Origin of the sequence: Shewanella sp. AC34-MNA-CIBAN-0136 (assembly GCF_040309945.1) — a bacterium.
GTDB lineage: Bacteria > Pseudomonadota > Gammaproteobacteria > Enterobacterales > Shewanellaceae > Shewanella.
Window position 1 is genome coordinate 17,659 of sequence record NZ_JBEOPJ010000026.1, and the last position, 17,047, is coordinate 34,705.

The window sequence follows — 17,047 nt, forward strand, 5'->3', positions numbered from 1 at the left end:
GCCTTTTTTATTGGAATTTGCACGAAAAGTTGTCTATTTCTTGACAGGCAGCCATTACCTTTCTAAAATTCCGCGTCCCACCATTGTGGGATATAGATTTTTCACACCTAATTGTTGAGCTTAAATCAACTTTCGGAGCTATACATGGCAACTGTTAACCAGTTGGTACGTAAGCCACGCTCGCCAAAAGTCGAAAAGACTAATGTGCCTGCGTTGAATGCGTGTCCACAAAAACGTGGTGTTTGTACTCGTGTGTACACTACAACACCTAAAAAACCTAACTCTGCACTACGTAAAGTAGCTCGTGTGCGTCTAACTAACGGTTTCGAAGTAACTTCGTATATCGGTGGTGAAGGCCATAACTTGCAAGAGCACAGTGTAATCCTAATCCGTGGTGGTCGTGTTAAAGACTTACCTGGTGTGCGTTACCACACTGTTCGTGGCGCATTAGACTGTGCTGGCGTGACTTCACGTCGCCAAGGCCGTTCTAAGTACGGTGCTAAGCGTCCTAAGTCTTAACGTATCCCGTTTAAGTAAGGCCAAGCTAGTATTTATTTGACATTCCAGTTTTGGAAATACCTGAAGCATACGGAGAATTAATATGCCAAGACGTCGCGTTGTAGGACAACGTAAAATCCTACCAGATCCAAAGTTTCACAGTGAGTTGTTGGCTAAGTTCATCAACGTCATTATGCAGGACGGCAAAAAGTCGACTGCAGAAAAAATTATCTACAAGGCACTAGATGTTGTCGCTGAAAAGAAAAGCGAAAATCATTTAAGTATCCTTGAAGCAGCCCTTGATAACGTTCGCCCATCAGTCGAAGTTAAATCTCGTCGTGTTGGTGGTTCTACTTATCAAGTACCATGTGAAGTTCGTCCAGTGCGTCGTAACGCACTAGCGATGCGCTGGTTAGTTGAAGCTGCTCGCAAGCGTGGTGAAAAATCTATGGCTCTACGTCTAGCAGGTGAAATGCTAGATGCGTCTGAAAACAAAGGTACTGCGGTTAAGAAGCGTGAAGACGTGCATCGCATGGCTGAAGCTAACAAAGCCTTTGCCCATTACCGTTGGTAATATGATGGAGCGGACTTCGGTCCGCTCCATATTGTTGATATTGCTAAAGCCAAAAGCTTTAGTTGAGAGGGTATAAATAGTGGCTCGTACAACCCCAATTGAGCGTTATCGTAATATCGGTATTGTAGCTCATGTGGATGCAGGTAAAACTACCACAACAGAACGTGTTCTGTTCTATACCGGTATGTCTCATAAAATCGGTGAGGTGCATGACGGCGCCGCCACGACAGATTGGATGGTACAAGAGCAAGAGCGTGGTATTACTATCACCTCAGCTGCTGTAACCACATTTTGGCGCGGAATGGAGGCTCAATTCGCTGAACACCGAATTAATATCATCGATACCCCAGGTCACGTAGACTTCACTATTGAAGTCGAGCGTTCATTACGCGTACTCGATGGCGCTGTAGTAGTTTTTTGCGGCTCGTCAGGCGTTGAACCACAATCTGAAACAGTATGGCGTCAAGCTGACAAATACCACGTTCCGCGTTTGGTGTTTGTTAATAAGATGGACCGTGCAGGTGCAGATTTTGACCGTGTAATAAATCAAATTCGTAACCGCCTTGGCGCGACTTGTGTGCCGATTCAATTGAACATTGGTACAGAAGAAAACTTCAAGGGTGTTATTGATTTAATTAAGATGAAAGCCATTAACTGGTCTGAAACAGATCAGGGTATGACCTTCACTTATGAAGACATTCCTGCAAATCTAGCGGCAAAAGCTGCAGAAATGCATGAGTATCTCGTGGAAGCAGCAGCTGAAGCCTCAGATGAACTGATGAACAAATACCTTGAAGAAGGTGAGTTGTCAGAAGTCGAGATCAAAACAGCGTTGCGTCAGCGCACAATTAACAATGAGATCGTGTTAGCCACTTGCGGTTCTGCATTTAAGAACAAAGGTGTGCAAGCGGTACTCGATGCGGTAGTTGACTTCTTACCCGCGCCTATTGATGTTCCTGCAATTACAGGTATCGATGAAAGCGAAAATGAAGTAAAACGCCCACCAGATGACAATGCCCCTTTTGCGGCTTTAGCATTTAAAATTGCGACTGATCCATTTGTTGGTACACTGACCTTTATCCGCGTGTATTCAGGTGTACTTGAATCAGGTGCTGGTGTTTATAATTCTGTTAAACAGAAACGTGAACGAGTAGGTCGAATTGTGCAAATGCACGCAAATGACCGAACAGAACTGAAAGAAGTACGTGCTGGCGATATTGCAGCTGCTATCGGTCTTAAAGATGTAACAACCGGTGATACTCTTTGCGATAATAATCACAGAGTGATTCTTGAGCGCATGGATTTCCCTGAACCCGTAATTACCATAGCCGTTGAGCCACGTTCAAAAGCAGACCAAGATAAAATGGGAATTGCGCTGCAAAAATTAGCAGCAGAAGATCCATCATTCAAAGTTGAGACTGATGAAGAGTCGGCACAAACACTAATATCTGGTATGGGCGAATTGCATCTAGACATTATCGTTGACCGTATGCGTCGCGAATTTGGTGTAGAGTGTAACGTAGGTAAACCTCAGGTTGCTTACCGTGAAACAATTCGTTCTAAAGTAGAAGTGGAAGGTAAATTCGTACGTCAATCTGGCGGACGTGGCCAATTTGGTCATGTTTGGTTAAGAATTGAACCACTCGAAGAGGGTGCGGGCTACGAATTTGTTAACGAGATTGTAGGTGGTGTAGTTCCTCGTGAATTCATTCCTGCCGTTGACAAAGGTATTCAAGAACAGATGAAGAATGGCGTATTAGCCGGCTATCCTGTACTTGATGTGAGAGTCAGTTTGTTTGATGGTTCATATCATGATGTGGACTCGAACGAAATGGCGTTCAAAATTGCAGGTTCTATGGGCTTCAAAAAGGGTGCGCTAGAAGCGACCCCTGTGTTGCTCGAACCTTGTATGAAAGTAGAAGTAACTACACCTGAAGATTATATGGGCGATGTTGTGGGTGATTTAAACCGCCGTCGTGGCATAATTGAAGGTATGGACGATGGCATCGCAGGTGTTAAACTTGTCCATGCAGTAGTGCCTCTATCTGAAATGTTTGGTTATGCGACTGATTTGCGCTCTGCATCTCAGGGTCGTGCCTCATACTCTATGGAGTTTTTGAAGTACGCAGATGCACCGCAAAACATTGCAAAAGCGATTATAGAATCTCGTAACTAATATTGGTTACGGCATCAATGTTATATTGCTCGAATTAATCGAGCACTTCTGAAAAGAAAGGAATATATCGTGGCAAAAGCTAAATTTGAACGTATTAAGCCTCACGTAAACGTGGGCACCATTGGTCACGTTGACCATGGTAAAACAACTTTAACAGCAGCAATCTCTGCCGTTTTGTCTAAAACTTATGGTGGTGAAGTTAAAAACTTCGCTCAAATCGATAACGCTCCAGAAGAGCGTGAGCGCGGTATTACAATTAATACTTCTCACATCGAATATGACACACCAATTCGTCACTACGCACACGTAGATTGTCCAGGTCACGCGGATTATGTTAAAAACATGATTACCGGTGCTGCACAGATGGACGGCGCAATCTTAGTAGTTGCTGCTACAGACGGCCCAATGCCACAGACACGTGAGCACATCTTGCTTTCACGTCAAGTAGGCGTACCTTTCATCATCGTATTCATGAACAAATGTGACATGGTAGATGACGAAGAATTACTAGAATTAGTAGAAATGGAAGTGCGTGAGCTTCTTTCAGAATACGACTTCCCAGGTGATGATTTACCAGTAATTCAAGGTTCAGCTCTTAAGGCACTAGAAGGCCAGCCAGAGTGGGAAGCAAAAATTCTTGAGCTTGCAGAAGCACTAGATACTTATATTCCAGAACCAGCTCGTGACATCGATAAGCCATTCCTACTACCAATCGAAGATGTATTCTCGATTTCAGGTCGTGGTACAGTGGTAACAGGTCGTGTTGAACGTGGTATCGTTCGCGTATCAGACGAAGTTGAAATTGTTGGTGTTCGTCCAACAACTAAAACAACGTGTACTGGTGTAGAAATGTTCCGCAAGCTACTTGACGAAGGTCGTGCTGGCGAAAACTGTGGTGTGTTATTACGTGGTACTAAGCGTGATGACGTAGAACGTGGTCAAGTACTAGCTAAGCCTGGTTCAATTAACCCACACACAACTTTCGAATCAGAAGTTTACGTGTTGTCAAAAGAAGAAGGCGGACGTCATACTCCATTCTTCAAAGGCTACCGTCCACAGTTCTTCTTCCGTACAACAGACGTAACAGGCACAATTGAGTTACCAGAAGGCGTAGAAATGGTTATGCCTGGTGATAACATCAAGATGGTCGTTACTCTGATTTACCCAATCGCGATGGACGACGGTTTACGTTTCGCTATCCGTGAAGGTGGCCGTACAGTTGGTGCAGGTGTTGTAGCTAAAATTATCGCGTAATAGCGAGTTTAGTGAACACTGAAAAAGGAAGCTTAGGCTTCCTTTTTTATTTCCAAAAAGTAGCAATCATTAGTAGCATTAACACATAAAATGTGTAAAATGCGCGGCAGTTGATTGTAAGAAGACTTTTAGAAGACTATTTACACAATGGGCTTGATCTTAGAAAGAAGATCTGTATAATTGCCCACTCGCTGACTAGTGCAGCGTAAATTATAATGTTTAACCAAGTAGGTTACTCATTTTCACAGCGACTCCGATTGGGAGTCGAACGGTTAAATCATCTCGCTCTGCTTTTCCATTAGGAAGAAGCTAGAGGGTGATTTTTTATATGTCCATTTTAGGAGCTCTGGTCAATGCAGAACCAAAGAATCCGTATCCGCTTGAAAGGCTTTGATCATCGTTTAATTGATCAGTCTACAGCGGAAATCGTTGAAACTGCTAAGCGTACAGGCGCGCAGGTTCGTGGTCCAATTCCACTACCTACTCGCAAAGAGCGTTATACCGTTTTGATCTCTCCGCACGTTAATAAAGATGCTCGTGATCAGTACGAAATTCGTACCCACAAGCGTTTAGTTGACATCGTAGAGCCAACAGAAAAGACTGTAGACGCATTAATGCGTTTAGATCTTGCGGCTGGTGTCGACGTTCAGATTAGCTTAGGTTAATTGAGATCCTTAGAAGAGGTTTGAGAGATGGCTATCGGTCTTATTGGTCGTAAAGTGGGTATGACTCGCATCTTCACTGAAGATGGTACGTCAATCCCTGTAACAGTAATCGAGATTGCAGGCAACCGCGTTACTCAAGTGAAAACTTTAGAAACAGACGGTTATCGTGCACTTCAAGTGACTACTGGTACCAAAAAAGCCAATCGCATCACTAAAGCAGAAGCAGGTCACTTTGCCAAGGGCGGCGTAGAAGCTGGTCGTGGTTTGTGGGAAATGCGTTTAGCAGATGGTGAAGGCGAAGGCATTGAAGTTGGTGCTGAAATTAATGTTGATATTTTCGCTGAGACAGTGAAAGTAGATGTTACTGGTCAATCAAAGGGTAAAGGTTTCCAAGGCGGCGTTAAGCGTTGGAACTTCCGTACTCAAGATATGACACATGGTAACTCTTTGGCACACCGTTCGAATGGTTCTATCGGTCAGAACCAAACGCCTGGTCGTGTATTCAAAGGCAAGAAAATGTCAGGCCATATGGGTGCTGAGCAAGTAACAACTCAAAATCTACACGTAGTACGTGTTGATGCAGAGCGTAACTTGTTGTTAGTACGCGGCGCAGTTCCAGGCGCTACCAATGGTGACTTGATTATCAAGCCAGCAGTTAAAGCTTAAGGTCTGAGGAGATAGTAATGGAATTGGTATTGAAAGACGCCCAGAGCGCTCTTGAAGTTTCCGAAACTACCTTCGGCCGTGACTTTAACGAGGCATTGGTTCATCAGGTAGTTGTAGCATATGCTGCAAACGCGCGTCAGGGCACTCGTGCTCAAAAGACTCGTGCGGAAGTAACTGGCTCAGGCAAAAAGCCTTGGCGCCAGAAAGGCACAGGCCGCGCTCGTGCCGGTAGTGTTAAAGGCCCAATCTGGCGTGGCGGTGGCGTAACATTCGCTGCTAAAACACAAGATCACAGCCAAAAAGTTAACAAGAAGATGTACCGTGGTGCTCTAAAGAGCATATTCTCTGAATTGGTACGTCAAGAGCGTCTAGTTGTTGTTGAATCGTTTGGTGTTGAAGCTCCTAAAACTAAAGAGCTGAAAGCTAAATTAAAAGCAATGAACTTAGAAGATGTTCTAATTGTTACAGCTGAAGTTGATGAGAATTTATTCTTAGCAGCTCGCAACTTATACAAAGTTGACGTGCGTGACGTAGCGGGTCTTGACCCAGTTAGTCTAATTGCGTTCAACACTGTTCTTGTTACTGCTGATGCAGTGAAGCAAATCGAGGAGATGCTAGCATGATCCGCGAAGAACGTTTGCTAAAAGTTATTCTTGGTCCACATATCTCTGAAAAGAGTACTGTGCTTGCTGAGAAAAACAACACTGTAGTTTTCCGCGTAGCCATCGATGCAACTAAAGCAGAGATTAAAGCTGCAGTAGCGAAGCTATTTGAAGTTGAAGTTGATTCTGTTCGCACTTTAGTTAATAAAGGCAAAACCAAGCGTACCGGTGGCCGTGTAGGTCGTCGTATCGATTGGAAAAAAGCTTATGTTACTTTAGCTGCTGGTGCTGAAATCGATTTCGTCGGCGGCGCTGAATAAGCAAAGGAGAATTATCATGGCAGTTATTAAGTGTAAGCCAACCTCTCCAGGTCGTCGCCACGTAGTTAAAGTGGTGAATACGGACCTGCATAAGGGTAAACCTTTTGCTGGCCTGTTGGCGAAAAAAACTAAAAGTGGTGGCCGTAATAATACTGGCCGTATCACTGTACGCCACGTAGGTGGTGGACATAAGCAGCACTATCGTATTGTTGACTTCAAACGCAACAAAGATGGTATCCCTGCGAAAGTTGAACGTCTTGAATACGATCCAAACCGTACAGCGCACATCGCGCTAGTACTGTATGCAGATGGTGAGCGTCGTTATATTCTTGCTGCAAAAGGCATGAAAGCTGGCGACCCAATCCAATCTGGCTTGGATGCAGAAATCAAGACTGGTAACGCTAGACCGTTACGCAACATTCCAGTAGGTAGTGTTGTACACGCTGTCGAAATGAAGCCTGGTAAAGGCGCTCAAATCGCACGTTCAGCTGGTGCTTATGTACAAGTTGTTGCTCGTGATGGTGCTTATGCAACTCTACGTCTTCGCTCTGGCGAAATGCGTAAAGTTCCAGTAGATTGCCGCGCGACATTTGGTGAAGTTGGTAATGCCGAGCACATGCTACGCCAGTTAGGCAAAGCAGGTGCTAAGCGCTGGAGAGGCGTACGCCCTACAGTTCGAGGTGTTGCAATGAACCCAGTAGACCATCCACATGGTGGTGGTGAAGGCCGTACTTCTGGTGGACGTCATCCAGTGAGTCCATGGGGTGTGCCGACTAAGGGTTATAAAACTCGTAGCAACAAGCGCACTGATAAGTACATCGTACGTCGTCGTAATAAATAGTAAGAGGATTCGCCATGCCACGTTCTCTCAAGAAAGGTCCCTTCATTGACCTGCACTTGCTGAAGAAGGTAGAGAAAGCGATGGAAGCGGGAGACAAAAAGCCAATTAAGACTTGGTCTCGTCGCTCAATGATCATCCCTAATATGATTGGGTTGACCATCGCTGTCCATAATGGTCGTCAGCACGTACCTGTGTTCGTAACTGACGAAATGATCGGCCACAAGCTTGGTGAATTTTCACCAACTCGCACTTATCGCGGCCATGCTGCAGATAAGAAAGCGAAGAAGCGTTAATACGGGAGGAATAAGATGGAAGTTTTAGCTAAACATCGTTTTGCTCGTACGTCTGCGCAGAAGGCCCGTCTAGTTGCTGATCAAATTCGCGGATTGCCTGTTTCTAAGGCACTCGAGATTTTGACATTCAGCCCCAAGAAAGCCGCCGTACTAGTAAAAAAAGTACTTGACTCAGCTATCGCAAACGCCGAACACAACGAAGGTGCTGACATTGATGAGCTTAAAGTTGGAGCCGTCTTCGTAGATGAAGGCCCAACAATGAAGCGTATCATGCCACGTGCTAAAGGCCGCGCTGATCGTATCATGAAGCGTACCAGTCACATCACTGTGGTTGTAGCAGATCGCTAGGAGAAGAGAGCAATGGGACAGAAAGTACATCCTAATGGTATCCGTCTGGGTATCACTAAGCCTTGGATCTCTACCTGGTACGCAGATAAGTCAGACTATGCAAATAATCTGAACAGCGACTGGGAAGTGCGTCAATATTTAACTGAAAAGTTAAAGGCCGCATCAGTATCTAAGATTGTTATTGAACGCCCAGCGAAAAGCATCCGCGTTACTATTCACACTGCCCGTCCAGGTATTGTGATTGGTAAGAAAGGTGAAGACGTTGAAGTATTACGTGCCTATGTGTCTAAAATCACTGGTACTACTGCTCAAATCAACATCGCTGAGATCCGTAAGCCTGAATTAGACGCTAAGCTCGTTGCTGACTCTATTGCTCAGCAGTTAGAGCGTCGTGTTATGTTCCGTCGTGCTATGAAGCGCGCTGTACAAAACGCAATGCGCATTGGTGCTCAAGGTATCAAAGTTCAAGTGAGCGGCCGTTTAGGCGGCGCTGAAATTGCGCGTGCAGAATGGTATCGTGAAGGTCGTGTACCTTTGCATACTTTGCGTGCTGATATCGACTATTCAACCGCAGAAAGTCACACTCAATACGGTGTGATTGGTATTAAAGTTTGGATCTTCAAAGGCGAAGTTCTAGACGGTTTAGTACCTGCTATTGAAGAGCCTAAGCAGCAACCTAAGCGTAAGCCTCGTGGTAAATAGGAGAAACTTTTATGCTGCAACCTAAACGTATGAAGTTTCGCAAGATGTTCAAGGGCCGCAACCGTGGTCTAGCGAACGGTACTGAAGTTAGCTTTGGTACTTTCGGTTTGAAAGCAGTCGGCCGTGGCCGTTTAACTGCACGTCAAATTGAATCTGCACGTCGTGCCATGACACGTCATGTTAAACGTCAAGGACAAATTTGGATTCGAGTTTTCCCTGACAAGCCAATTACCTCTAAGCCTCTTGAAGTGCGTATGGGTAAAGGTAAAGGTAACGTTGAATACTGGGTATGTCAGATTCAACCTGGTAAGGTTCTTTACGAGATGGATGGTGTTCCTGAGTCGTTGGCTCGTGAAGCCTTCGCTTTGGCTTCTGCCAAACTTCCTCTGAAGACTACCTTCGTAACTAAGACGGTGATGTAATGAAAGCGAGCGAACTAAGAGAAAAGAGCGTTGAAGAACTTAACGCTGAATTACTTGGTCTGCTGCGTGAGCAGTTTAACCTGCGTATGCAACACGCTACTGGTCAGTTGACTCAAACGAATCAGTTGAAACTAGTGCGTCGTAACATTGCACGTGTTAAGACCATTATTACTTCTAAGGCAGGTGTGTAATGTCTGATAAAGCCCGTACTTTGCAAGGTAAAGTAATTAGCAACAAAATGGATAAGTCTATTACTGTTGCTATTGAGCGCCAAGTGAAACATCCTATTTATGGGAAGTACATTAAGCGTACAACTAAGATCCATGCACATGACGAAACTAATCAGTGTAATGAAGGGGATTTCGTGGCTATTAGCCAGTGTCGTCCTCTATCTAAGACTAAGTCTTGGACACTAGCTGAAGTAGTAACAAAAGCCTAATCTCGATTAGGTTAACGTAAACGGCCCCAGTATTTGGGGCCGTTTGTTTTTTTTGCTATGCATTCCAAAAATGTGTGTTATACTTGCGCGCCAATTTTGAGTAAATTATTACTTGAATTTGGTTCAAATATACTCCCATAGTGGGATTGTGTAGTAACGATAGCGGAGCACTTGAAATGATCCAAATGCAATCGACTCTAGACGTCGCATGTAACAGCGGCGCACGCAGAGTTCAGTGTATTAAGGTCTTGGGTGGCTCTCATCGTCGTTATGCCGGTATCGGCGACATTATCAAAGTTTCTGTTAAAGAAGCGATTCCTCGCGCTAAAGCGAAGAAAGGTGATGTATATAACGCGGTGGTAGTCCGTACTAAGAAAGGCGTACGTCGTCCAGACGGTTCTGTCATTCGCTTCGATCGGAATGCAGCGGTATTGCTTAACGCAAACCTTGCACCGATTGGTACTCGTATCTTTGGCCCAGTGACACGTGAATTGCGTAATGATAAATTCATGAAAATTGTCTCGCTGGCACCAGAAGTACTGTAAGGAGCTTCAAATGGCAGCTAAAATCCGTCGTGAAGACGAAGTAATTATATTAGCAGGTAAAGACAAGGGTAGCCGCGGTAAGGTTTCTCAAGTTCTACCTACTGGTAAGTTAATTGTTGAAGGCTTTAATCTTGTTAAAAAGCACCAGAAACCTAACCCTCAATTGGGTGTGACTGGCGGCGTTATCGAGAAAGAAGCACCGATGCAAGCATCAAACGTTGCGATCTTTAACCAAGCCACAGGCAAGGCAGATCGTGTTGGTTTCCGATTTGAAGACGGCAAAAAAGTCCGTTTCTTTAAATCGAACAGCGAACTCGTTAAGTAATTTGGAGTAAACGATGGCGAAACTGCATGATAAATATCAAGAGACTGTAGTTGCTGAACTAGCTAAAAAGTTCGGCTACAGCAGTGTCATGCAAGTCCCTCGGATTGAAAAAATCACCCTAAACATGGGTGTGGGCGAAGCTGTTGCAGATAAGAAAGTTATGGAGCATGCGCTCCGTGACATGACTGCAATCGCTGGCCAGAAGCCAATTGTAACTGTTGCTCGTAAATCAGTTGCTGGTTTTAAAATCCGTGAAGGCTACCCTATTGGCTGTAAAGTTACCCTACGCGGTGAGCGTATGTGGGAATTTTTAGAGCGTTTAGTTGACATTGCAATACCACGTATTCGTGATTTCCGAGGCTTAAGCGCTAAAGCGTTTGACGGCCGTGGTAATTACGCAATGGGCGTGCGTGAGCAGATCATCTTCCCAGAAATCGATTATGATAAAATCGATAAAATTCGTGGTATGGATATTGTTATCACTACTACTGCGAAGAATGATGAAGAAGGTCGTGCTTTGTTAGACGCTTTTAACTTCCCATTCAAGAAATAAGGGTAGCATAATGGCAAAAACATCTATGAAAGCACGTGAAGCAAAACGTGCGCAGCTCGTAGCTAAATATGCTGAAAAGCGTTTAGCACTTAAGGCTATAATCAGCAGCCCTGCAACTTCTGAAGAAGATCGCTGGGATGCCGTACTTAAGTTACAAGCTCTACCACGTGATTCTAGCGCTGCGCGTCAACGCAACCGCTGTAATCAAACTGGTCGCCCACATGGTTTTCTACGTAAATTCGGCTTAAGCCGTATTAAATTACGTGAAGCAACCATGCGTGGTGAAGTTCCTGGTCTGCGTAAGGCCAGCTGGTAAGCACTTGTCACGGAGTAAGCTAATATGAGCATGCAAGATCCTATTGCGGATATGTTAACCCGTATTCGTAACGGCCAAGCTGCTAACCACGTATCTGTTAAGATGCCTTCAGCTAAGTTAAAAGTAGCAATTGCGAAATTACTTAAAGATGAAGGTTTCATTACTGAATACGCCGTAGCAGATGAAGCTAAGCCTGAATTAGAAATTACGTTAAAGTACTTTCAAGGCAAACCAGTCGTTGAGACTATCCAGCGTGTAAGTCGCCCTGGTCTTCGTATTTACAAAGGTAAAGACGAGTTACCAAAGGTGATGGGCGGTCTGGGTATCGCAATTGTGTCCACTTCTAAAGGCTTGATGACTGATCGCGCCGCCCGCCAAAATGGCACGGGTGGCGAGGTTATCTGCTACGTAGCGTAAGGAGCTAGAAATGTCTCGTGTTGCAAAAGCACCAGTCACTGTTCCTGCTGGCGTAGAGGTGACTTTAAACGAACAGACCTTAACTGTTAAAGGCAGTAAAGGAAGTCTGACTCGAGTAATCAACAATGCGGTAAATGTTGTTATCGAAGATGCACAAGTAAAGTTTCTTCCTGTCGATGGCGTTTCTAACGCTTGGGCTCAGGCTGGTACTGCACGTGCACTAGTAAACAACATGGTTGTTGGTGTATCTCAAGGTTTTGTGAAAAAACTTAAATTAGTTGGTGTAGGTTACCGTGCAAAGATTGCTGGTAGTGACTTAGATTTAACATTAGGTTTCTCACATCCATTAGTACACAAACTGCCCGCAGGCGTTACTGCAGAGTGTCCTAGCCAAACTGAAATCGTGCTTTCGGGCGTTGATAAACAAGTTGTTGGTCAGGTTGCTGCTGAAATTCGCGGATATCGTCCACCAGAGCCTTATAAAGGCAAAGGTGTTCGTTATGATGACGAAATAGTACGCCGTAAAGAGGCTAAGAAGAAGTAGGTAACGCGATATGGATAAGAAAACATCTCGCTTACGTCGCGCGTTACGTGCACGTAAGAAGATCCAAGAGCTGGGCGTGAATCGTCTGGTTGTACATCGTACACCGCGTCACATTTATGCTCAGGTGATCAATCCTGAAGCTCAGGTGTTGGCAGTTGCTTCAACCGTTGAAAAAGCGGTTAAAGAGCTACTAAAGAGTACCGGTAACGTTGATGCGGCTAAAGCAGTAGGTAAAATTGTTGCTGAGCGTGCGATCGAGAAGGGCGTAGCAACAGTTGCGTTCGACCGTTCTGGTTTCAAGTATCATGGTCGTGTAGCTGCACTAGCAGATGCCGCTCGTGAAGCTGGCCTGAAGTTCTAAGGGGTTATAAAAATGGCTAAATTAGAAGCTCAGCAAAAAGACGATCTGCAAGAGAAATTGATTGCAGTTAATCGTGTTTCTAAAGTAGTTAAGGGCGGTCGTATCTTTAGCTTCACAGCACTAACAGTAGTGGGTGACGGTAACGGTAAGATTGGCTATGGCTATGGTAAAGCGCGTGAAGTTCCAGCTGCTATTCAAAAAGCAATGGAAAAAGCCCGTCGTAATATGGTAACAGTGGAGTTGAATGCAGGTACTTTGCATCACCCAGTTAAAGGTCGCCATACTGGTTCAAAAGTTTATATGCAACCAGCATCACAGGGTACCGGTATTATTGCCGGTGGCGCAATGCGTGCCGTATTGGAAGTAGCAGGCGTTCATAACGTTCTGTCAAAAGCATACGGTTCTACTAACCCGATCAACATCGTTCGCGCAACTGTCGATGCGTTGGTGCACATGAAGTCACCAGCTCAAATCGCAGCAAAACGTGGCCTGAATGTTGATGAGATTCGGGGGTAATGCACCATGGCTACTAAAACTTTAAAAGTCACACAGACTAAAAGCAGCATTGGTCGTTTACCAAAACACCGTGCAACCTTAACCGGTTTAGGCCTACGCCGCATTAATCACACTGTTGAAGTTGAAGATACACCTTCAGTTCGCGGTATGATTAACAAGGTGTACTACATGGTTTCGGTGGAGGAATTAGGATAATGCGTCTAAATACTCTATCTCCAGCAGCAGGTTCTAAATCTGCTCCTAAGCGTGTAGGCCGTGGTATCGGTTCAGGTTTAGGTAAAACAGCGGGACGTGGCCATAAAGGTCAGAAGTCTCGTTCAGGCGGCGGTGTTCGCGTCGGTTTCGAAGGTGGTCAAATGCCACTTAAGATTCGTTTACCTAAGTTTGGCTTTACTTCGCGTCGCGCTTTGGTAACAGCTGAAGTTCGTTTACTCGAACTAGCAAAAGTTAACGGTGATGTTGTCGATTTGAATGCACTGAAAGATGCGAACGTTATTACTCGCAACATCCAGTTTGCGAAAATCGTTCTTTCAGGTACCATTGACCGCCCAGTGACTGTAAAAGGTCTCAAGGTAACCAAAGGTGCTCGTGCAGCTATTGAAGCTGCCGGTGGCAAGATCGAGGAATAATACGTCGATGGCAAAACCAGGACTTGATTTAAAAAGCGCGAAAGGCGGTTTATCTGAACTGAAAACTCGTCTTCTGTTCGTGATTGGTGCGATTATCGTCTTTAGAGCCGGTTCGTTCGTGCCAATTCCTGGTATTGACGCAGCTGTATTGGCAGAGCTATTTGCTCAGCAAAAAGATACCATCCTTGGCATGTTTAACATGTTCTCGGGTGGTGCCTTAGAGCGTGCTTCTATCTTCGCATTGGGTATTATGCCGTATATTTCGGCATCTATCATTATGCAGTTATTGACTGTTGTGCATCCTGCACTCGCTGAATTGAAAAAGGAAGGCGAATCAGGACGTAAGAAAATCAGTCAATATACTAGATATGGCACACTCGTGTTGGGTACGCTGCAATCTGTCGGTATTGCAACGGGTTTACCAAATCTGATGCCTGGTCTTGTGGCCAATCCTGGATTTGGTTTCTACTTTGTTGCAGTTGTGAGCTTAGTAACAGGAACAATGTTCCTTATGTGGCTAGGTGAGCAAATTACCGAACGTGGTATTGGTAATGGTATCTCGATTTTAATTTTCGCAGGTATTGTTGCTGGTCTACCATCGGCCATCGGCTCAACGGCTGAGCAGGCGCGTCAAGGTGACATGAATGTATTAGTACTACTGTTGCTCGCAGTGATTGTATTTGCTGTAACTTATTTAGTGGTATTTGTGGAACGTGGTCAACGTCGTATCGTCGTTAACTACGCTAAACGTCAACAAGGCCGTAAGGTCTTTGCAGCGCAAAGCACACATTTACCATTAAAAATAAATATGGCAGGTGTGATTCCACCAATCTTTGCTTCCAGCATTATTTTGTTTCCAGGTACACTGGCTCAGTGGTTTGGACAAAATGAGTCTATGTCATGGTTAAGCGATTTCGCTTTAGCTGTGTCACCAGGACAACCGCTGTATTCATTATTGTATGCGACAGCAATCATCTTTTTCTGTTTCTTCTATACTGCGTTGGTTTTTAACCCTCGTGAAACAGCAGATAACTTGAAAAAGAGTGGTGCATTCATTCCTGGGATCCGTCCCGGAGAACAGACTTCGCGTTACATTGATAAAGTAATGACACGTTTAACCTTAGCGGGTGCGTTGTATATTACCTTTATCTGCTTAATTCCGGAGTTCATGTTAATTGCGTGGAAAGTACAGTTCTATTTTGGCGGTACTTCGCTACTAATTATAGTAGTCGTAATCATGGACTTCATGGCTCAGGTTCAGACCCATATGATGTCCCATCAATATGAGTCTGTGATGAAGAAAGCTAATCTTGTTAACAAAGCCAATTTAGACCGCTTTGGAAAATAAGATTGCTTTTACGGAGTGATGAAATGAAAGTTCGAGCTTCCGTGAAGAAGATCTGCCGTAATTGCAAGATCGTCAAGCGTAGTGGTGTTGTACGCGTTATATGTGTTGAACCAAAACACAAACAGCGTCAAGGCTAAGAAAGAAGTTTGGTCAGCTCAATAATGGGCTGACCAAAATATTGTTTGCAAATCTGTCGTCTGTCGAGTATCCTTTCGGGCTTTTCGCAGATGGCCTTTAACTTTAAGGAGTGCATAGTGGCCCGTATCGCTGGCATTAACATTCCTGATCAAAAGCATACAGTCATTGCGTTGACTGCTATTTTTGGTATTGGACGTACACGCGCTAGAGCAATCTGCGCATCTACTTCAATTGCTGAAGATGCTAAGATCAAGGAATTGAGCGAAGCTCAAATAGATATCCTACGCGAAGAAGTCGCCAAATACACTGTAGAAGGTGACTTGCGTCGTGAGATTTCAATGAACATCAAGCGTCTTATGGATCTTGGTTGTTATCGTGGTCTCCGCCATCGTCGTAGCCTGCCCCTTCGTGGGCAACGTACTAAGACCAATGCGCGTACGCGTAAAGGTCCACGTAAGCCAATAAGAAAGTAACGGGAAGGTAAACCAAAATGGCTAAAGTTCCGTCACGTTCTCCGCGTAAGCGCGTACGTAAACAGGTTGCAGATGGCATGGCTCATATCCATGCGTCTTTCAACAACACAATTGTCACCATTACGGATCGTCAAGGTAATGCGTTGTCATGGGCTACCTCAGGTGGTTCTGGTTTCCGTGGTTCACGTAAATCAACACCATTCGCTGCGCAGGTTGCTGCTGAGCGTGCAGGTATTGCTGCTCAAGACTACGGTGTTAAAAACCTTGAAGTTTTCGTGAAGGGTCCTGGTCCAGGTCGTGAATCAGCCATTCGTGCGCTGAACGCTGTTGGTTATAAAATTACCAACATTACCGATGTGACGCCTATCCCTCATAATGGCTGTCGTCCACCTAAAAAGCGTCGTGTATAACACTGCGTATATAGGATAGTTGGAGAAAGATCATGGCAAGATACTTGGGTCCCAAGCTCAAGCTCAGCCGCAGAGAAGGTACAGACCTTTTCCTAAAAAGCGGTGTGAGAGCAATCGATTCGAAGTGTAAGCTAGAAACTGCACCTGGACAACATGGCGCACGTAAGCCACGTTTGTCTGAGTATGGTATTCAGTTACGCGAGAAACAAAAAGTTCGTCGTATTTATGGTGTGCTAGAAAAGCAATTCCGTAACTACTACAAAGAAGCTGCACGTCTAAAAGGCAATACTGGTGAAAACCTTTTGCAACTTTTAGAAGTCCGCCTAGATAACGTCGTTTATCGTATGGGTTTCGGTTCTACTCGTGCAGAATCACGTCAGCTAGTAAGCCATAAATCTGTTATGGTTAACGGTCGTGTTGTTAACATTCCGTCATTCAAAGTGTCTGCGAATGATGTTGTAAGCATCCGTGAAAAGTCACGTACTCAAGCTCGTATTAAAGCGGCTTTAGAAGTGGCTGGTCAACGCGAAAAGCCTACATGGGTAGAAGTCGACAATGCGAAAATGGAAGGTGCTTTCAAGCGCGTTCCAGAACGTAGCGATTTGTCTGCGGATATTAACGAACAGCTGATCGTCGAGCTTTACTCTAAGTAAAGCTAACAAACAAGAGAGG

Annotated in this window: 30 protein-coding genes; all 30 read left to right on the forward strand. The window is 44.8% G+C overall.

The genetic code is table 11. The features are described 5' to 3' along the window. The first annotated feature begins 144 nt into the window (after positions 1 to 144). The 30 genes from rpsL (at position 145) to rpsD (ending at position 17,028) form a co-directional block, all read left to right on the forward strand. Positions 145 to 519: a 30S ribosomal protein S12 gene (rpsL, locus tag AAEY94_RS19225; protein ID WP_059746616.1), complete on the forward strand. Its 375-nt coding sequence runs from the start codon at positions 145 to 147 to the stop codon at positions 517 to 519. A gap of 82 nt (positions 520 to 601) precedes the next feature. Further along, positions 602 to 1,072, forward strand: a complete 471-nt coding sequence (rpsG, locus tag AAEY94_RS19230) for a 30S ribosomal protein S7 (RefSeq protein WP_011635636.1) — start codon at positions 602 to 604, stop codon at positions 1,070 to 1,072. Positions 1,073 to 1,151: 79 nt separating this feature from the next. Next, positions 1,152 to 3,248, forward strand: a complete 2,097-nt coding sequence (gene fusA / locus AAEY94_RS19235) for an elongation factor G (RefSeq protein WP_101084803.1) — start codon at positions 1,152 to 1,154, stop codon at positions 3,246 to 3,248. 69 nt (positions 3,249 to 3,317) lie between these two features. Then, on the forward strand, positions 3,318 to 4,502 hold the full coding sequence (gene tuf, locus AAEY94_RS19240) for an elongation factor Tu (protein ID WP_011635638.1): 1,185 nt from the start codon (positions 3,318 to 3,320) through the stop codon (positions 4,500 to 4,502). A gap of 353 nt (positions 4,503 to 4,855) precedes the next feature. After that, positions 4,856 to 5,167, forward strand: a complete 312-nt coding sequence (gene rpsJ, locus AAEY94_RS19245; RefSeq protein WP_011635639.1) for a 30S ribosomal protein S10 — start codon at positions 4,856 to 4,858, stop codon at positions 5,165 to 5,167. Between the two features lie 27 nt (positions 5,168 to 5,194). Further along, a complete protein-coding gene (gene rplC / locus AAEY94_RS19250) occupies positions 5,195 to 5,833 on the forward strand; it encodes a 50S ribosomal protein L3 (RefSeq protein ID WP_101033710.1) in 639 nt (212 codons plus the stop codon). A gap of 17 nt (positions 5,834 to 5,850) precedes the next feature. Further along, positions 5,851 to 6,456, forward strand: coding sequence for a 50S ribosomal protein L4 (gene rplD, locus AAEY94_RS19255; protein WP_011635641.1), 606 nt, complete (start codon positions 5,851 to 5,853; stop codon positions 6,454 to 6,456). Further along, positions 6,453 to 6,755 (forward strand): 50S ribosomal protein L23, encoded by a 303-nt coding sequence (gene rplW, locus AAEY94_RS19260; protein WP_011635642.1) that lies wholly within the window; start codon positions 6,453 to 6,455, stop codon positions 6,753 to 6,755. Before rplD ends, rplW begins: the two co-directional genes overlap by 4 nt. 16 nt (positions 6,756 to 6,771) lie before the next feature. Next, positions 6,772 to 7,596 (forward strand): 50S ribosomal protein L2, encoded by an 825-nt coding sequence (rplB, locus tag AAEY94_RS19265; protein WP_011635643.1) that lies wholly within the window; start codon positions 6,772 to 6,774, stop codon positions 7,594 to 7,596. 14 nt (positions 7,597 to 7,610) lie between these two features. Then, complete coding sequence (rpsS, locus tag AAEY94_RS19270) at positions 7,611 to 7,889, forward strand: 30S ribosomal protein S19 (protein ID WP_006083596.1); 279 nt, start codon at positions 7,611 to 7,613, stop codon at positions 7,887 to 7,889. A 15-nt stretch (positions 7,890 to 7,904) separates the two neighbouring features. Beyond that, positions 7,905 to 8,237, forward strand: coding sequence for a 50S ribosomal protein L22 (gene rplV / locus AAEY94_RS19275; protein ID WP_011635644.1), 333 nt, complete (start codon positions 7,905 to 7,907; stop codon positions 8,235 to 8,237). Positions 8,238 to 8,249: 12 nt separating this feature from the next. Continuing rightward, a complete protein-coding gene (gene rpsC / locus AAEY94_RS19280) occupies positions 8,250 to 8,939 on the forward strand; it encodes a 30S ribosomal protein S3 (RefSeq protein ID WP_011635645.1) in 690 nt (229 codons plus the stop codon). A gap of 11 nt (positions 8,940 to 8,950) precedes the next feature. Further along, positions 8,951 to 9,361 carry a 50S ribosomal protein L16 gene (rplP, locus tag AAEY94_RS19285; RefSeq protein ID WP_011635646.1) on the forward strand — a complete coding sequence of 137 codons (411 nt, stop codon included), beginning with the start codon at positions 8,951 to 8,953 and terminating at the stop codon, positions 9,359 to 9,361. Beyond that, the gene (gene rpmC / locus AAEY94_RS19290; protein ID WP_011635647.1) at positions 9,361 to 9,552 is read left to right on the forward strand and encodes a 50S ribosomal protein L29; all 192 of its coding nucleotides are present in this window, start codon (positions 9,361 to 9,363) and stop codon (positions 9,550 to 9,552) included. The genes rplP and rpmC overlap by 1 nt, the downstream gene beginning before the upstream one ends. Beyond that, on the forward strand, positions 9,552 to 9,800 hold the full coding sequence (gene rpsQ / locus AAEY94_RS19295; RefSeq protein WP_011635648.1) for a 30S ribosomal protein S17: 249 nt from the start codon (positions 9,552 to 9,554) through the stop codon (positions 9,798 to 9,800). The genes rpmC and rpsQ overlap by 1 nt, the downstream gene beginning before the upstream one ends. Positions 9,801 to 9,976: 176 nt before the next feature. Beyond that, on the forward strand, positions 9,977 to 10,345 hold the full coding sequence (gene rplN / locus AAEY94_RS19300) for a 50S ribosomal protein L14 (RefSeq protein WP_011635649.1): 369 nt from the start codon (positions 9,977 to 9,979) through the stop codon (positions 10,343 to 10,345). A 10-nt stretch (positions 10,346 to 10,355) separates the two neighbouring features. Further along, the gene (gene rplX / locus AAEY94_RS19305; protein WP_101084804.1) at positions 10,356 to 10,670 is read left to right on the forward strand and encodes a 50S ribosomal protein L24; all 315 of its coding nucleotides are present in this window, start codon (positions 10,356 to 10,358) and stop codon (positions 10,668 to 10,670) included. 13 nt (positions 10,671 to 10,683) lie between these two features. Beyond that, positions 10,684 to 11,223 carry a 50S ribosomal protein L5 gene (rplE, locus tag AAEY94_RS19310; protein ID WP_011635651.1) on the forward strand — a complete coding sequence of 180 codons (540 nt, stop codon included), beginning with the start codon at positions 10,684 to 10,686 and terminating at the stop codon, positions 11,221 to 11,223. A 10-nt stretch (positions 11,224 to 11,233) separates the two neighbouring features. After that, a complete protein-coding gene (rpsN, locus tag AAEY94_RS19315; protein WP_011635652.1) occupies positions 11,234 to 11,539 on the forward strand; it encodes a 30S ribosomal protein S14 in 306 nt (101 codons plus the stop codon). A gap of 24 nt (positions 11,540 to 11,563) precedes the next feature. Next, positions 11,564 to 11,956 (forward strand): 30S ribosomal protein S8, encoded by a 393-nt coding sequence (rpsH, locus tag AAEY94_RS19320; protein ID WP_124017686.1) that lies wholly within the window; start codon positions 11,564 to 11,566, stop codon positions 11,954 to 11,956. 10 nt (positions 11,957 to 11,966) lie between these two features. Further along, entirely contained in the window at positions 11,967 to 12,500 is a 534-nt protein-coding gene (rplF, locus tag AAEY94_RS19325; RefSeq protein ID WP_011635654.1) for a 50S ribosomal protein L6, read from the forward strand. Positions 12,501 to 12,510: 10 nt separating this feature from the next. Beyond that, positions 12,511 to 12,861 (forward strand): 50S ribosomal protein L18, encoded by a 351-nt coding sequence (gene rplR, locus AAEY94_RS19330; protein WP_011635655.1) that lies wholly within the window; start codon positions 12,511 to 12,513, stop codon positions 12,859 to 12,861. Positions 12,862 to 12,873: 12 nt separating this feature from the next. Continuing rightward, positions 12,874 to 13,377, forward strand: a complete 504-nt coding sequence (gene rpsE, locus AAEY94_RS19335; RefSeq protein ID WP_011494651.1) for a 30S ribosomal protein S5 — start codon at positions 12,874 to 12,876, stop codon at positions 13,375 to 13,377. Positions 13,378 to 13,383: 6 nt separating this feature from the next. Then, positions 13,384 to 13,572, forward strand: a complete 189-nt coding sequence (rpmD, locus tag AAEY94_RS19340) for a 50S ribosomal protein L30 (protein ID WP_011635656.1) — start codon at positions 13,384 to 13,386, stop codon at positions 13,570 to 13,572. After that, positions 13,572 to 14,006 carry a 50S ribosomal protein L15 gene (gene rplO, locus AAEY94_RS19345; RefSeq protein WP_011635657.1) on the forward strand — a complete coding sequence of 145 codons (435 nt, stop codon included), beginning with the start codon at positions 13,572 to 13,574 and terminating at the stop codon, positions 14,004 to 14,006. The genes rpmD and rplO overlap by 1 nt, the downstream gene beginning before the upstream one ends. 7 nt (positions 14,007 to 14,013) lie before the next feature. Next, the gene (gene secY / locus AAEY94_RS19350) at positions 14,014 to 15,354 is read left to right on the forward strand and encodes a preprotein translocase subunit SecY (RefSeq protein WP_101084805.1); all 1,341 of its coding nucleotides are present in this window, start codon (positions 14,014 to 14,016) and stop codon (positions 15,352 to 15,354) included. A gap of 23 nt (positions 15,355 to 15,377) precedes the next feature. Then, on the forward strand, positions 15,378 to 15,491 hold the full coding sequence (rpmJ, locus tag AAEY94_RS19355) for a 50S ribosomal protein L36 (protein ID WP_006083579.1): 114 nt from the start codon (positions 15,378 to 15,380) through the stop codon (positions 15,489 to 15,491). Between the two features lie 117 nt (positions 15,492 to 15,608). After that, positions 15,609 to 15,965: a 30S ribosomal protein S13 gene (gene rpsM, locus AAEY94_RS19360; protein ID WP_011635660.1), complete on the forward strand. Its 357-nt coding sequence runs from the start codon at positions 15,609 to 15,611 to the stop codon at positions 15,963 to 15,965. Positions 15,966 to 15,982: 17 nt separating this feature from the next. Continuing rightward, positions 15,983 to 16,375, forward strand: coding sequence for a 30S ribosomal protein S11 (gene rpsK, locus AAEY94_RS19365; protein ID WP_011635661.1), 393 nt, complete (start codon positions 15,983 to 15,985; stop codon positions 16,373 to 16,375). Positions 16,376 to 16,407: 32 nt separating this feature from the next. Then, the gene (gene rpsD / locus AAEY94_RS19370; RefSeq protein ID WP_011635662.1) at positions 16,408 to 17,028 is read left to right on the forward strand and encodes a 30S ribosomal protein S4; all 621 of its coding nucleotides are present in this window, start codon (positions 16,408 to 16,410) and stop codon (positions 17,026 to 17,028) included. The last annotated feature ends 19 nt before the right edge of the window (positions 17,029 to 17,047 follow it).